Source organism: Wolbachia endosymbiont (group A) of Anthophora plumipes, assembly GCF_964028115.1.
In the GTDB taxonomy this organism is placed as follows: Bacteria; Pseudomonadota; Alphaproteobacteria; order Rickettsiales; family Anaplasmataceae; genus Wolbachia.
Genome location: NZ_OZ034756.1, coordinates 1,124,837 through 1,140,932, shown reverse-complemented (window position 1 = coordinate 1,140,932; position 16,096 = coordinate 1,124,837). Strand labels below are relative to the sequence as shown.

Genomic DNA, 16,096 nt, shown 5'->3' with positions numbered 1-16,096 from the left:
TTACTGTAGATTAATCATTTGATTATAGTATCATCTTAATTAAGCTTATGCTTGGAATATTTATGAAGAGTATTTTATACTTTGTATTATTAGTTGTTGTATTTGGATCACTGAGTCTATTTGCTGTAGAGCAATTTGAAGAAAAGAAAATTGAATCAGTTCATAAAAACGAAAATGTAGGTGTAAGGAAGCAAGATAGCACAAATCAAAAAGATGAGTTGAAAAGCAACGTCGATGCTAAACAAACACAAGAGGCTGAGAGCAAAAGAGTAACCGATAAAGAGAAGCTGCAACACAACGAGAATAAAGCTTCTGTGGTTGAAAAAACTATAAGTGAAGGTGAAAGGATTGATAAAGATTTGCCAAATGGCCAGCTAGAAGAAAGTACAGGCGAATTTGCTCGAAATTTACCAAATGTGGCCAATAAAGAAGTGAATAAAGATTTGAAACCAGAGCCTTTGCCTTTAAGTGCTGATTTAAATGAGAATACAACTGACCCGCAAAAAAATCTACAAGCTGATCAGAAGATTGATATAAAAGATAATGAACTTTCAAAAAGTGATGCGAGTCAATTATTAGAGGGAAAAAAAGAAAAAGTAGAGAATCAGTTTGAAGAAAAAAAAGTGAAAGAAACAAACAATAATTCTAAGGACCGCAATAGAGTAAAACCTATAACTAAAAAAGATGAAGAAGAGCAAAGTGAAAAGAAAAATTTACAAAAATGGACAAAGCTAAACAGAGAACCAATAAAAGAATGGGGTCATAAAGATATACAAAGCAAGTCAATATATAAACGACAATATGATAGCCTTAATGAGCATCTTCCTACAACTGTATTTATTGATGATTACAGTAAGCAATTTTTTTACTGTATTAAGAAGAACAACTTAACTTGCTTAAGGGGAATAATAAGCAAGTTAGAAAAAATTGGATTAACAACTCAAGAGATACTAAGGTTTAGAAATAAATTGGGTGATACTCCTCTCATTTATTCAGTTAAACAAGGTGAGGTAGACATAGTGCGCTTTCTCTTATTACAAGGCGCTGATCTTAGAGTAGTTAATAATAATTTTCAATCCCCAATTGATATAGCAATCGAAAAAAAGCAGATCAATATAATAAATGCGATTGCCGAAATGATGCCACACCTTTTGGAGGATAGAAAAATAGACAATAAAGAAAGCTCAGCAATTTACGATTGGGCTGTGAAAACGAAAGAAAACAATGAGTCGCAGTGCGATAAGCAAGATGATTAGATTTTTGATATTAATTTTAGTTGGTCATTTATGTTATGGAAACGAAACAAATGATGAAAAAAATCAGATTAGTGATTTTTTAAACGCTCTACATGATGCAAAATACGTATCTTACAGTAAAAAAGACTTTGCTGAATTTTTGGTGCAGTGCCACAAAGAGGGCGTGCCAGAAGATTTTAAGAAAGGTTTTGGCTCTAACTTAAATGGAGCTAATTTTAGCCAATTGTACCTAAGTGGATCTGTTTTTGATGGAGTAAGTCTGATTGGTGCTGATTTTTCTAACACCGATTTATCCGACGTGTCTTTCATTGATGTTGATTTACGTGGTGCTAATTTCTCCAATGCTAATTTACGTGGCATTAAAATAAAAGGTACAAATTTGAGTTTTACAAAATTTGTTTCTGCAAACTTAACAGATATCGTATTTGATCAGTCTCATGTTAGTTATGCTGATTTTATCAGTTCCGATCTCAAAAAAGTAAGTATGCACAACGTAATTGGTTTGCATACTAATTTCTCGAATGTGCAAATGAATCTTTCCAACTTATCAAACTCGAATGTTAGCTACGTAAATTTTAATGATAGTGAAATAAACGATACTGTTATGCAGAAAAATAACCTTGATAATGCAAGTTTCTTTGGAGTGGATGCATATAAATTAAAGATACAATTTTCTTCATTAAAAAATGCTAACATATATGGTGCAGAGTTAAAAGAATCAGACTTTACAGGTAGCAATCTTTCCGATGCCTGCCTTAATTCTTCTATCATAATTAACAGTAACTTCGACGAAGCTAATTTAAGCAACACACAAATTTCCTATGTGAATGACGATAATTCAAGTTTTGTTCAATCTATACTAAATGGTTCCAAGATAAAACATGTATATGTTTCTGGAGCAAGTCTTCAGGATGCTGATTTATCCAATATTGATTTTAGTTTTAGTGAACTGCATCAAGTTAATGTCTCTAATGCTGACATTCGTCACGGAAAGTTTCATAATACTAAAGTTGCGAATTCTGACATGAATGGCTCATTTTTTGACCATTCACTATTCACCTCTGCGAAGATAGAAGATTCAGACCTTTCTACAACTTCAATGTATAAGATAAAAATCCAAGACTCTCAAGTTTATAACAGTACACTTTTTCACCATAATATTGATTCCAGTGAAATAGAAAATTCAACATTCTTTAATTTATTAGCTGATAATTCGAGCTGGTCCAATTTAAAAGTAACTAATTCAAATTTTATTGAAAGCGATTTCAGATCTTCTTTGCTTCACGCTAATGCCTTTAGGAAAACTAGCTTTTTTCTTAGCAATTTGAGCAATTCAACAATTAGTGATATGTCTTTTCACTCTTCAAGCATATATAAAAGTTCAGTTGCTGATGCTCATTTAACAGATTGCAAGTTTGATAATTCAATTTTGATTGACAATCAAGGGCAGAAAAAACTTGCAGGGTTAGAAAATGCTATAACTTCAATTGGAGATTTGCAAGAGAAAATATCACAGGGTGAAAAATTTAATGTAAATTATTCTTACTTTGAATTTAAGAATATGAATTTAGAAAATGCTGATTTTTCTAATTCAACATTGAGTAGAGCAAAGTTTGTAAACGTTAATTTGAATAAGGCAAATCTTGAAAAAACCGATTTGCGCTATACTGTCTTTGATAACTCTTCTCTCATTGGCACCAACTTATCAAATTCTAATTTAGAAGGTTCTAGCTTTTTAAACTCTGATCCAAAAAGCGCCATATTAAAAAATGCAAAGAAAAATGACCATAAAAAGTGAGGGCATATTATTGGTTCTATCCTCTCCTTCTGGAGCTGGAAAAACTACTATATCAGAAAAATTACTTGAGCAATCAACTAATTTAGTTAGGTCTGTTTCTACGACTACGCGCAAGCCTCGCTCTGGCGAAATAAATGGAAAAGACTATTTTTTCGTTACCGAAGAAAAATTTCACGAGTTATGCGAAGCTGGTCAGATGCTTGAATACGCCAAAGTTTTTGAGAATTTTTATGGTATACCAAGAGATTTTATAGAGCAAAACTTAAGCAGTGGAATAAGCGTTTTACTAAGCATAGACTGGCAAGGGGCATTTCACTTATTCAAGCTCATGAGAAAAAAAGTTGTAAGTGTTTTTATACTTCCCCCTTCAATAGAAGAGCTGAGGTTACGCCTGCAAAAGCGTAATAGCAACAGTGCGGATGAAATAGAGCGCAGATTAGCCGAAGCTCAAAAAGAGATAAGCAAACGTGATAAATATGATTATGTAATAATCAATGATGATATTGATAAAAGTGTAGAAGAGATAAGCTCCATACTAAATAAAGAAAGACTTAAAAAACTAAAAGAAAAACCAAGTCTGGAAGATTTATAGAAGCATCGATCTGCAGCTATAGTTTCTTATCCTATAGCTATACCGCCGCGAACCGTCATACCGCGATTCATTCGCGGTATCTCAGCATAGATTCCGCTAACACGTAGCGGACCGTCATACCGCCGCGGCGCTAACGAGTAGCGGAATGACGGTTTTTCAAATTGTCGTAAGTCAGTTTAGCTATATTTTAGCCAGTAGCACGTTTTGCAGTTACTCACTTTAGCTATATTTATTATTTTTTAAGATTAAATGGTTAAAATAGTAGACAACTGTTCAAGTGAGGATTTGACTATGATAACAGATTTTCTAATAGAAACTAGTTTTCTGCCTTTCCACCTATATTTTGATCACATATACAACGTTTAGCTCAATTTAAAAGTCAAACTTCTTGGTTGTTAGTTTAGTGCTGACAACTTAAATAGCTTTTAATACTGGGGTTTTAGTATGGGTATAGATCTAAGCGCACTAGCTACTAATGCAGATAAATTAGACGAATGCATAGATAAAAATAAAAAGCGAGAGCAGGATAGAAAAGACGAGCAATTGTATGGCACTATAGAGAGAAAGGTAAAAAAAGAAAAACACAAGCGTGAAAAACCAAGAGGTCAAGATGGAACCCTCAAGAAGTGCAAAAGGTTATTTGAGGAAGGTGCTAGCTCTGAAGTATTAACTAAATTAGAAGAATCACTTAGAGAACAAGAAAAATATTATAGGTATTATGTCCAATGCTTCCTTCCAGTGCTAGATGAAGTAATAGAACGATCGAAAAAAACACCAAATGAAACAAAAGAGCGAGTAAAGCAAGCAATTTCAGAAATTACTTATAATAGCAAATATTGTTTTACCCACAACCAAAATGATCGTAGGGACAGTGAAACAGAGAGTCGCTACGGTAGCGATGTTGAAGATGATCATGAAGTAGAAATAAGCAACGGAATAACGAATAATAATGTTCAATTACTAAAAGCGATCAAAAATGGAAATAACAGGAAATTTAGAAAATATCTAAAAGATTGTACGGATATTAGCAGCATAAAAGATGAAAAAGGAAATAATATTTTACACCTTATTGCATCGCTCGAAAAGAAACAGAAATGCAAGTTTCTGGATATCCTAATAAAAACGGTCACCAAGGAAGATTTAGCACAACTCATTAATAGTGAAAATCAGGACGCTCTTCAGGTGGCACTAATTAACAAGATAACAAAAGAAAAACATGAGTCTCATACAATCCAAGATAACGATAACACACTTAAGTTTCTTACAAAATTGTTAGAGCATGGAGCCAGCTCTGATAATTTAGGATTATCTACAAAAAAATTACAAGACTTAAAAGAAGAGCAAAAGACATACTATCGTAATTTCTTAGAAAAATTAGCAGAGCAAGGAAAGAACTCTAAATTAAAGCCAGAAATAAAAATCAATACAGAAGCAAAAATTAAAGAAATTATACCACGTACCATAAATACTCCAGATAGTAATGATAATTATCAATTACATTTAGCAATTAAAAATAATGATAAAGAACTTTTTAAAGAACTATTGCAAAAAGGGGCAGATATTAGCCTTAAAGACACAGATGATAATAATGCTTTACACTTGATTGTTAAACCTGAAACAAAACAAAAACTTAAACTTCTCCATATATTGCTAGAAGCAAGCCAAAAAGAACAATTTATAAAAGCTGTAAATGATAAAAAAGAAGGGCAAACACCGCTCCACCAGGTACTCCAGCGCATACAAGAGAAGAGTGAGAACCGATCACTTAAGAAATTTGAGAAAACTAAGAGATATAAAACCCTAGAGCTATTACTACAAAACGGTGCAGATATTACTGTGCAAGATAAAGATGAAAAAAATGCTCTGCACTATATTGCTTCATTCAAAGGAGAACAAAAAGTTGCATGTTTGAAGTTGATTTCAGATAAAGATAGATTTAGTAATGCTGTAAATACTACTAACAAGGAAGAACAAACACCTCTTCATCAGCTGCTTCAGCATATAAAAGAAAAGAATGAGGATCGATCATGTACAGATAGAAAATTTGAAAAAACAAATAGATATAAAGCCTTAGAGTTATTTTTACAAAATGGTGCAGATATTACTGTGCAAGATAAAGATGAAAAAAATGCTCTGCACTATATTGCTTCATTCAAAGGAGAACAAAAAGTTACATGTTTAGAGTTGATTTTAAATTCGGTGGAAAAAGAGAAATTTAGTAAAGCTGCAAACGCCACTAACGAAAAAGAACGCACACCACTACAAGTAGCGCTAATTACTAAGACGACAAAAGATAAACATAATTTGGTCAATCCTAAGAGCCGTGATAACACGATCAAGTTTTGTGTAAAATTAGTGCAAAATGGTGTTGACCCAAAGCAGTTAATACTACCCGAAAGATTATGGAGCAAAGAGTATTATAAAATTATAAAAGGAATAGAGAAATCAATGGGTAGAGCGCTTATTCCAGATGATATGAGAACTGAACTGAAGTGCAATTTTGGCAAGAAGTTAAAAGCACGCGATATTGTGAAGTATGTCAATAATGTTGTTTGTAAAGTAGTGACAACGCTTGTATTTACTGCTTTAGCCTGTGCGGTAATATTCAGCGCTTCTCAAGGAAGTATTACAATTGCAACTGCCTCATCTATTATAGCAGTTATTGGAGTTTGTTATCTTATTTACTTGAATTTAGAAAATATTTATGAAGGATTTGGAAAAATTAAAGGAAAGTTTACTGAAGAAAAGCAACTTACACTTCAAGATAACGCACCAAAAAATGATACACAATGCAATAACTCTGTTAAGGATATAGAAAATAAGTCCAACGATTTAGAAGAGCAAGAGGTACAAAAATCATCAAGTCAATCAGAATATACAGAAAACCCAGCTACTAAAATGAGCGATGTATCAATACTACGTCAATTCATGAATAAGCTAGTAGGGAACGTTCTATAGCTAGCTACAATTTGATATGCCGTCATTCCGCTACTCGTTAGCGCCGCGGTATAGCACATTTTGCACCTGTTCACTTTAGCTATATACCAATATTTATCCTTTCTTAAAACTAAACATTTAAAATAGTAGATAATCGTTGAAGTGAGGTTTAACTATGATACTAGCAGAAACGCTCTTCTGCCTGTATTTCAATTACATATACAACATTTTAAAATTTAAATCTAGCTTTTTAGTTGTTAGTTCTCAATCTCAAATTGTTGACACTTACAACTACAAAGATACACAAATAGTTAGTTTTTAGTGAGGCTTTGGTATGACAAAAGAAAATTCTACATCTAGTGAGTTATACCAATTCTCAATAATAATGAGACAAATGAAAAAGAGTGCTTTCCGCCTATAACTGGAGGTTTAAGTGAATTTATCGTATATTCTATTTGTCTTCCCAATAACGAAGTTTGGTATTAGTACACAACAATGAATTATTGAGCATTATAACGAAAAAAGTAACAAAAGGAAAGCACAAACACCTACACCCAGAAGTTGGGAAAGACAAGACTCTCAACAAATGCAAGGGATTGTTCAAGGAAGGGGCTAGTCCTAAGATATTAACCGAAGTATTAACCAAATTAGGAGAATCACCTGAAGAACAAGAAAAATATTATAAGTATTATACTCAACACTTCCTTCCAGCATTGAAAAAAGAAATCAAACAGTCAAAAAAACTAGACCCAACAAAAAAAGAGGAAATAGAACAAGTAATTTCAGAAGCTATTAACAAGAGCAGCAAAAAAGATCATCCTGATAACGTTGATCAAAATGAAATTGGTCGTAGAGGGAGTAGGGAGAGTGAAACCAAAAGCGGCAACAGTGGCGAAGCTGAAGATAATCATGACGCTAGTAAGAAGCATTCAATCAGTAGTGCTAACACAATAAGTGAAGATCAAGAAGTAGAGAACGGGATAACGGGTAAAAGTGAAGACAGTGGAATTGAAAGCGGCAACAGTAGCGAAGCTGAAGATGATCATGCTGACGAGAAAGACCACATTTCGGGTATACCAATTTTCCACACAGCAAATGAAAACCAAGAAGTGGAGAAAACCAACGGGATAACGAACAGCAATGTTCAATATACTGATGAGGAATAGCCAATATTCAAAGTAATCAAAAATGGAGATCAAGGGAAATTTAGAGAATATCTGAAAGGTTGCACGGATATTAGCAGTGTAAAAGATAAAAAGGAAAATAATATTTTACACCTAATAGTTACACAATTAGAGAAAAAACAAAAGTTTGATTTTTTAAATACAGTACTAGATGTGAGTAAGAAGGAAGGAAAAGAGCAACTTAAAGCACAACTTGAAAAAGCTGTAAACGATAAAAATGGCAACGGTCAAACACCACTGCAAGCATTGTTACTTAGTAAAGTAACAAAAGAAAAACATAGTTTTGAGACTACACCTAGAAAAACTTTAACACCTTTTAAAAAACTTATACCACACTACGACAATACAATAGTATCTGCTATACAATTGCTCAAATTAGGAGCAAATATTGATGATTTGCAGTTGTCTAAAGAAGAATTACAGGAGTTAAGCGAAAAACAAAAAATATATTATCTTAACTTCTTAGAAAAATTGGCAGAGTCAGTAAAGAAGTCTGAATTAGAACCAGAAATAAAAACCAATACAGAAACAAAAATTAAAGAAATTATAGGGTATACCATAAATACTCCAGATAGTAATCCATTACATTCAGCAATTGAAAATAATGATAAAAAACTTTTTGAGGAGTTACTACAGAAAGGGGCGGATATTAGCCTGAAAGACACAAATGGCAACAATGCTTTACATCATATTGCTTTACTTAAAGGAGAGCAAAAAGTTGCATATTTGGAGTTAATTTTGAATTTAGTAGAAAAAGAAGTGATATCTCAAGATAAATTGAGAGAAGCTGTAGATGCTACCAACCAGAAAGAAGACACGCCTCTACAAGCGGTGCTAAAAACAAAAGCAAGGAAAGAAAAAATTGAATATCTAAAGCAAGGAACAATTTTTGATTCAACAGTTAGTTGTAGCAATACAACAAAGTTTTGTGCAATGCTGCTAGAAATGGGCGCTGATCCCTGTTCTCTAGAGTTGGAAGGTCAAACATTTGATACTAAAAAGTATTATCTAACTTTACTTAATTTAAAAGAATATCCAAGAATTACACAAGAAGCACAAAAAAAGGTTAGAGAGCTAAAGGAGAAACTCGAGGAAAAATACCACTGTAAAACTGCTTCAAAAAAATGTCAGTCTGGCATTGAAAAAGCAGGTTCTTTTATAGAAAAAACAGCATCTACTACAGGAAAAGCAGTATCTGCTGCTGGAAAGTACATAGATCCAGCAAAGAGAACCCGTCAAACATTAATATCCATAACAACGGTTATTTTCATTTCAGCTGTAGCATATGGTGTCTCTCAGGGTTACATTGGGGCCCTTGCCGCTTTATTCCTCGCAGCTATTGCTATAGCTACATGTCTTGCTCTCACTTTAGGGTTTAGTGGTGTTAAGAAATGTTTTGAAAAACTAACTAATAAAACAAAGAACTCTACTGACAATGACCGACAGACAAAGCGTGCAAGAAATCCAAAAAGTGAAGTAAAAGATACATCTATTAAAGAGCAACGCACAAATGTGTTGAAGGTTTCCTAGTTATAAGCTAGTATACCCTCTTTTCCGGAGCGATGAAGTCAATTTCATCGCTCAGAGTTTTTTCAGCCACTTTTTTATAATCAATTTTTACGTTAATTTGACCTTTCTTTTCTTCAAGCCACGCTATGGTGTGTTTCATCCAGTTTTTATCATCACGCTCAGGAAAATCTTCACGAGCATGAGCACCTCTACTCTCCTCTCGATTGGCTGCGCATTCCATGGTAATAACCGCTTGTGGGATCATGTTAGCAAGCTTCAGTGCTTCAACTAAATCACTGTTCCATATCATACTGCGATCCTCAAGTGAAACATCAGGCATCATTTTTGCTACCTTTTTTATAGCTTTTTTACCTTCTTCTAAAACTTCAGCAACACGGAACACTGATGCGTACTTTTGCATAGTGTTCTGCATTTCGCTGCGTATTTTTGCTACTTTGAGCTTCCCAGAAGCAAATCGCATTTTATTAAACCTATCTATTATCCAATCTGTACAATCTGAGCTCAATTTTTTATGTGGTGTACCGGATTTTAGTTTCTCTTTTGCTCTGAGCGCTGCAGCTCTACCAAAAACCACAAGATCAAGAAGTGAGTTAGAACCAAGTCGATTTGCACCGTGCACAGAGACACATGCAGCTTCTCCAATTGCAAATAGTCCATCTACCACTTCTTCCTTACCTTGCTTCAGCGTGATCACTTCTCCATGATAATTGGTTGGAATGCCGCCCATGTTGTAGTGAACAGTTGGAATAACAGGTATTGGATCTTTAGTGACATCAACTCCAGCAAAAGTTCTTGCGGTTTCGCTGATGCCCGGCAATCTGAGTTTTATTACTTCCGGATCAAGATGCGCTATAGTTAAATACATGTGATCTTTTTTCGGTCCAACTCCCCTTCCCTCTCTAATTTCAATTGTTATTGCACGACTTACCACATCACGGGAAGCTAAATCTTTTGCTTTTGGTGCGTAACGTTCCATAAACTTTTCGCCCTGAGAATTAACGAGGTACCCCCCTTCTCCACGGCACCCTTCTGTCATCAAGCACCCTGAGCCATATATTCCTGTTGGATGAAATTGTACAAATTCCATATCTTCAAGTGGTAATCCAGCCCTTACTACCATGCCATTACCATCACCTGTGCAGGTATGCGCACTTGTTGCAGAGAAATAAACACGTCCATATCCACCTGTTGCTAGCACCACCGAATGTGCGCGAAATCTATGTAATGTACCGTCGCATAGCGACCAAGCAAGAACTCCACAGCATGCTCCGGTTTCGCTATCCATAATTAAATCAATCACAAAGTATTCAACAAAAAATTCAGCGTTGAATTTAAGACACTGCTGATATAGAGTGTGAAGGATTGCGTGCCCAGTTTTGTCTGCTGCCGCACAAGTGCGCTGCGCTGATTTTCCTTTACCAAAGTGAGTTGTCATTCCACCAAAGGAACGCTGGTATATTTTGCCATTTTCTGTACGAGAAAAAGGTACGCCAAAATTTTCAAGTTCAATAACAGCTTTAGCAGCGTTTTTACACATATATTCTATTGCATCTTGATCACCAAGCCAGTCTGAACCTTTTATTGTGTCATATGCATGCCAGCGCCAATCGTCTTCACCAATATTACCTAAAGCTGCACTAATTCCGCCTTGTGCTGCAACTGTATGACTTCGTGTAGGGAAAATTTTAGAAATGCAGGCAACTGAAAAATTAGTTGCAGCCATCCCAAGCGTTGCTCTGAGCCCTGCTCCACCTGCACCCACTACTACCACATCATACTCATGTTCTATGATCTCATACGCTGACTTATCCATATTTGCTTATTTTATCATTACAGGCTTATGATATCACAGAAGTAGAAAAAATCTATACAAGTTTTCTATAGCTAATACCAATTCTCATTATTAGTGAACCACTTTTTCATCCAATAATTTTGATCTTAATGCCATTTAAACCTCGCTATTTTACTTACTTCAGGTGGAACATACAATAAAATGGTTGAGTCTTTATCTGGCTTGCATCCATCGGTAGTTATTACACTAAATAAACAGGAAGTTGGTGGAATGATAAAAGAAACGATTACTCAAAAATTTTCTGAAATGGCCAGGGAAAACCTTGCCAATTTCTCTGAGGAAGAGCAGGAAAAGATTCGTAATGAGTTGCCGGAATTATTGTCTGAAACAGTAAGATAGCTACACGCTTAGCTCTTGAGAAAAAGTGTCAGGGGTTTAGCAGTGGACTAGATAATGATAAAAAGGAGGAAATATTAGGAGAATGTATGAGTAATTTATCCTATGTTGAACTGGAGAATCAAAACGAAGTGGTAAGGTAAATTATATTTCATTAAAGTCATTTATCTTGAAACATAAGCAGGATTTTGTATAGTTGTTTCAATTTGGGTCTGTATATTGAAACAATGCGTGAAAATGACAGGTCATTGTACAAGAGGTACCTAATTTGCCGACAAGAATGCTAGATAAAGAAACTTACATTTCAATTATTTCATAATTTCTGTATAATCTTACAAGCTCAATTGGTATATTATGAAGATAATAATAGGTAATGCTAGTAAAGAATTAGGGGAATCAGTAGTTAACCGGCTAGATGTTCAACCATCCTCTGCTTGGATATCAAAGTTTACCGATGGCGAGGTAAATGTAGAAGTAGCAAATGATCTATATAATCAAGAAGTATACATAGTACAATCTCTTTCTCCCCCTGTGAATGATAACCTTATGGAGCTTCTGCTTATAATTGATGCAGTAAATAGATTAGGAGCCAAAAGGATAGTAGTAATTATTCCTTATTATGGATATAGCAGACAAGATAGAATTATCAAGAACAATAATATGCAATCTGCTTTAAATGCCAAATTAGTTGCAAATCTTATTCAAACTGCAGGTGCAAGTAGTGTTGCAGTGATTGATTTGCACTCAAGTCAAATTGAAGGATTCTTTGATGTACCGATAACTAATTTGAACTGCTTTGAAGCATTTGTTGACTGTATACACAAGGAAAATTTGGCAATTGTTGCACCTGATGTTGGAGCAATTGGCAGAGCACGTGCTTTTGCAAAGACTTTAGAGGAAAAGTATAAGATAGGGTTAAGTGATAAGATTATTGTAGTAGATAAATATAGGGAGAAAGCAGGCACATCTCAAGTAATGAACATAATAGGAGAAGTTGCGAATAAAAATTGTGTCATTGTTGATGATATAGTTGACTCTGGTGGAACATTGTGTAATGCAGCCCTTGCTTTAAAAAATTGCGGAGCAAAGTCCGTAATTTCATGCATCACACATGGCGTGCTTTCAGGAAGTGCAGTTGAAAAAATTTCTTCCTCTTCTTTAGATAAATTAGTGATTACGGATACTATACTTCACAAACTTGAAAAAACTGGTAAAATAGAAGTTGTTTCGGTCGTAGATATTTTAACTCACTTCATCCAAGGAGGTAAAGATGCCAGCTAAGTCAACAGAAGACGTTATTACTTCACTAATAGAATTTGCAAATAAGAGAAAAATAACAATTACCAAGGAAGAAATGCTTAAAATTGCACAGCTTGTAAGGATTAAGTTATCAAATGACGAGATTGATCACTACTCCAAAGAACTGACAATGCTGGATTGGATACATGATACTTTATTACAAGTTAATACTGAAGGTGTTTCTCCTATGCGTTATGGCAGTATAGACAAGGACATTCATATACGCGATGATGTTATAAATTCTCAAAACATTAAAGAAGAGATATTGTCCAATACAAAACCTGAGCATGGGTATTTCGTAGTGCCAAAGGTTACAAACGATTAGGGTAAAATAAGGCTCATATCAATTCTATAATAGATCTACTTTCAAAGTATCCGTTCAGCAGAGTGGCAAAACAGATATAGCTAACCCAAGAAGGTTTCCCTACGTCATACCGCCGCGGCGCTAACAAGTAGCGGAATAACGAATTTGTTGTTTTTCAAATTGTAGGTAAACCTAAGCCACTTTAGCTATAGTTTACTTGCCCCATGATTTTCTTTATTATCAGATATTGCTTTAAATAATATGGAGGGGTAATACCAATTCTCAATAATAATGAGACAAATGAAAAAGAGTGCTTTCCGCCTATAACTGGAGGTTTAAGTGAATTTATCGTATATTCTATTTGTCTTCCCAATAACGAAGTTTGGTATAAGTTGTCAGCAATTGCCATCATTGATTTTGGTTCACGTACGATATCGGTAGTTAACATTAGCTACCTGAGGGTCAGAGTCGCCTTTCTTAAAGATATTTTAAGTATACTAGATGTATTATTGATACGTGATAATAAAACTGGGGGTTTTTATGGAAACATCTGAATTAACTTTACTCGACTTACAGGATTTGCTTGAAAGTTTGAAAAGGCATGTGCGTAGTGAAGTAGAAAAATATGTAGATAAAAGGGTAGAAGAAGTCAAAGATGAGGCAGTAACATATATAATAAATAAAGTATTAAACAATATGGTGGGTAATGAGCCACTAAATGAGCTCAAAATAGATAAACCTAAAGAAATTGTGCAAGTTGATGATGGCTTGACGCAAAATCAAAAAGTTATTAAAGCTCTTTTTATAGGTAGAACACTTGTTGGAGAATATAAAAAGAAAATGTATGAAGTTACAGTCAGTAATGAGGGAAAGTTTATTTACAATGGGGAAGAATATAGTGCTCCTTCTACGGCTGGCACAAGAATTACCGGTAAAAGTTGCAACGGTTGGGATTTTTTTAAAGTATGCCTTGACCCCAAAGAAAAACTGAGGACTCTGAGTCACCACCGTGCAAAGTTTCTGTCAACTCAAAATAAATCATAGCTAACGTTTAAGTCATACATCAAAGCTTTTAAGAGGTCTTAGTTTACTTACTTCTTTATTTTCTTTATTATCAGATATCACTTTTAAATAATATGGAGGAGCAAATTGTCAGCAATTGCCATTATTGATTTTGGTTCACAATTTGCACAGCTTATCGCAAGACAAGTCAGGGAAATGGGTGTGTATTGCGAAATATTTCCAAGCAACATCAGTTTTGAAACAATATCAAAATTCAATGGGTTTATTCTCTCTGGAGGACCACAATCTGTAAATGATGATTGTTCTGAAAAAAGTAGAGTAGTACATGAAATTATAAAACTTAATAAGGCAACAAACGTTCCTATACTTGGAATATGCTATGGACAGCAACTCATTTGTCATTATTTTGGAGCAAAAGTAAAAGAGAGTTTCAAACAGGAGTTTGGCAGAACTAAAATCAAGATACTAAAAGAATCCCCCATTATAAAGGATACCTGGGATGTTAATTCTGAAGTGGATGTATTAATGAACCATGCGGACAGTGTTGATACTATACCACAGGGATTTACTGTTATCGCATCAAGTGTGATAAATCAAACAATTGCAATAATTGTCAACGAACAGCGGAAGATTTACTGTACTCAGTTCCATCCTGAAGTGAGGCCCACAACAAATGGCAGTAAATTGCTCTCTAACTTCTTGGATATTGCAAATTGCGAGAGAGACTGGACAATGAAATCGTTTATTGAAAAGCAGAAGGAAAAAATCAAAAATGTAGTAGGAGAGAAAAAAGTAATCGCTGCAGTAAGTGGTGGGGTTGATTCAAGTGTTGCAGCGGCTCTCACACATAAAGCTATAGGAAAACAATTGAACTGTATTTTTATCGATACTGGGTTGTTACGCAAGAACCAGACCATTGCTATGTTGAAAGAAATTCCGATAAACTACGTTGATAAATCAAATTTATTTTTGAGTAGGTTAAAGGGAATAACTGATCCAGAAAAAAAGCGAAAAATTATCGGTAACGCTTTCATTGAAGTGTTTGAAGAAGAAGCAAAAAAAATAGGTGATGTGGATTTTTTGATGCAAGGTACCATCTACTCTGATGTAGTTGAGTCAGGGCATGCCTCAGACAACACTAGTACAATTAAGTCTCACCATAATGTTGGTGGGTTGCCAGAAAAGATGAACCTGAAGCTAGTAGAGCCTTTACGCTACCTCTTTAAAGATGAGGTAAGGCTACTTGGAAAAGAAATTGGGCTTTCAGACGAGATAATATTTCAACATCCATTTCCTGGACCCGGACTTGCAGTGAGGATTATAAGTGAAGTCGATGAAGAAAAGGTGCGAATATTGCAAGAAGTAGATGAAATATATATTAATACGATGAAAAATTACGATCTATACGATAAGATATGGCAAGCTTTTGCTGTATTATTACCAATAAAAACTGTAGGCGTCATGGGAGATGGTCGTACATACGGATATGTTTGTGCTTTAAGGGCTGTAACATCGTCCGATGGTATGACGGCTGATGCATTTCCATTTGAAGATAAGGATCAGCATTCGCTAGTGTTTTGGGACTTTTTACAGAATGTTGGCAGTATAATTGTTAATAACGTTTCCGGAGTAAATAGAGTTGTCTATGACTTAACTTCTAAACCACCAGCAACCATTGAGTGGGAGTAAATCAAAAAGTCTAGTCATCCCGCAGCGGGATCTAGAGATACCGCGGCGGTATGACGTAGGATTGCTGTCATCCCGCTTTGTTAGCGGTTGAGATACCGTGAATAAATCACGGTATGACGTTAAGTAACTCGTCATCCCGCTACGTGTTAGCGGGATCTAGAGATACTGCGGCGGAATGACGAATTTGTTGTTTTTCAAATTGTAGGTAAACCTAAAGCTATAGAAAAAAAGAAGAACCAGTTTCTTAGTTCTTCATTAACATAATCCACTTCATATGCCATAATAAAATTTTATAT

At 34.8% G+C, this 16,096-nt stretch carries 13 protein-coding genes; 11 read left to right on the top strand and 2 right to left on the bottom strand.

Features of this window, described 5'->3' with window-relative positions; genetic code table 11:
• Nucleotides 1–62 precede the first annotated feature (62 nt).
• The 6 genes from ABWU75_RS05725 to ABWU75_RS05700 all read left to right on the top strand — a co-directional run bounded on the left by ABWU75_RS05725 (nt 63) and on the right by ABWU75_RS05700 (nt 9,297).
• On the top strand, nt 63–1,256 hold the full coding sequence (locus tag ABWU75_RS05725) for an ankyrin repeat domain-containing protein (RefSeq protein ID WP_353286797.1): 1,194 nt from the start codon (nt 63–65) through the stop codon (nt 1,254–1,256).
• The gene (locus ABWU75_RS05720) at nt 1,249–3,054 is read left to right on the top strand and encodes a pentapeptide repeat-containing protein (RefSeq protein WP_264732545.1); all 1,806 of its coding nucleotides are present in this window, start codon (nt 1,249–1,251) and stop codon (nt 3,052–3,054) included. The genes ABWU75_RS05725 and ABWU75_RS05720 overlap by 8 nt, the downstream gene beginning before the upstream one ends.
• Entirely contained in the window at nt 3,038–3,646 is a 609-nt protein-coding gene (gmk, locus tag ABWU75_RS05715; RefSeq protein WP_353287075.1) for a guanylate kinase, read from the top strand. The genes ABWU75_RS05720 and gmk overlap by 17 nt, the downstream gene beginning before the upstream one ends.
• 444 nt (nt 3,647–4,090) lie before the next feature.
• Entirely contained in the window at nt 4,091–6,604 is a 2,514-nt protein-coding gene (locus tag ABWU75_RS05710; protein ID WP_353286796.1) for an ankyrin repeat domain-containing protein, read from the top strand.
• A 455-nt stretch (nt 6,605–7,059) separates the two neighbouring features.
• Nucleotides 7,060–7,749 carry a hypothetical protein gene (locus tag ABWU75_RS05705; RefSeq protein ID WP_353286795.1) on the top strand — a complete coding sequence of 230 codons (690 nt, stop codon included), beginning with the start codon at nt 7,060–7,062 and terminating at the stop codon, nt 7,747–7,749.
• Between the two features lie 171 nt (nt 7,750–7,920).
• Entirely contained in the window at nt 7,921–9,297 is a 1,377-nt protein-coding gene (locus ABWU75_RS05700) for an ankyrin repeat domain-containing protein (RefSeq protein ID WP_353286794.1), read from the top strand.
• A 7-nt stretch (nt 9,298–9,304) separates the two neighbouring features.
• Here the strand turns inward: ABWU75_RS05700 and sdhA are convergent, their stop codons facing one another.
• Nucleotides 9,305–11,110, bottom strand: a complete 1,806-nt coding sequence (sdhA, locus tag ABWU75_RS05695) for a succinate dehydrogenase flavoprotein subunit (protein ID WP_353286793.1) — start codon at nt 11,108–11,110, stop codon at nt 9,305–9,307.
• 180 nt (nt 11,111–11,290) lie between these two features.
• Between sdhA and ABWU75_RS05690 the strand changes: the two genes are divergently transcribed.
• The 3 genes from ABWU75_RS05690 (at nt 11,291) to gatC (ending at nt 13,109) form a co-directional block, all read left to right on the top strand.
• Entirely contained in the window at nt 11,291–11,488 is a 198-nt protein-coding gene (locus ABWU75_RS05690; RefSeq protein WP_264732250.1) for a hypothetical protein, read from the top strand.
• Nucleotides 11,489–11,839: 351 nt separating this feature from the next.
• Entirely contained in the window at nt 11,840–12,766 is a 927-nt protein-coding gene (locus ABWU75_RS05685; RefSeq protein ID WP_264732252.1) for a ribose-phosphate diphosphokinase, read from the top strand.
• Complete coding sequence (gene gatC, locus ABWU75_RS05680) at nt 12,756–13,109, top strand: Asp-tRNA(Asn)/Glu-tRNA(Gln) amidotransferase subunit GatC (RefSeq protein ID WP_353286792.1); 354 nt, start codon at nt 12,756–12,758, stop codon at nt 13,107–13,109. Before ABWU75_RS05685 ends, gatC begins: the two co-directional genes overlap by 11 nt.
• Nucleotides 13,110–13,290: 181 nt before the next feature.
• Here the strand turns inward: gatC and ABWU75_RS05675 are convergent, their stop codons facing one another.
• Entirely contained in the window at nt 13,291–13,536 is a 246-nt protein-coding gene (locus tag ABWU75_RS05675; RefSeq protein ID WP_353286791.1) for a hypothetical protein, read from the bottom strand.
• Nucleotides 13,537–13,628: 92 nt separating this feature from the next.
• Here ABWU75_RS05675 and ABWU75_RS05670 point away from each other — a divergent pair, with 92 nt between their 5' ends.
• Nucleotides 13,629–14,132, top strand: coding sequence for a DUF2924 domain-containing protein (locus ABWU75_RS05670; protein ID WP_341822264.1), 504 nt, complete (start codon nt 13,629–13,631; stop codon nt 14,130–14,132).
• A 105-nt stretch (nt 14,133–14,237) separates the two neighbouring features.
• Nucleotides 14,238–15,800 carry a glutamine-hydrolyzing GMP synthase gene (gene guaA, locus ABWU75_RS05665; protein WP_353286790.1) on the top strand — a complete coding sequence of 521 codons (1,563 nt, stop codon included), beginning with the start codon at nt 14,238–14,240 and terminating at the stop codon, nt 15,798–15,800.
• Nucleotides 15,801–16,096 lie beyond the last annotated feature (296 nt).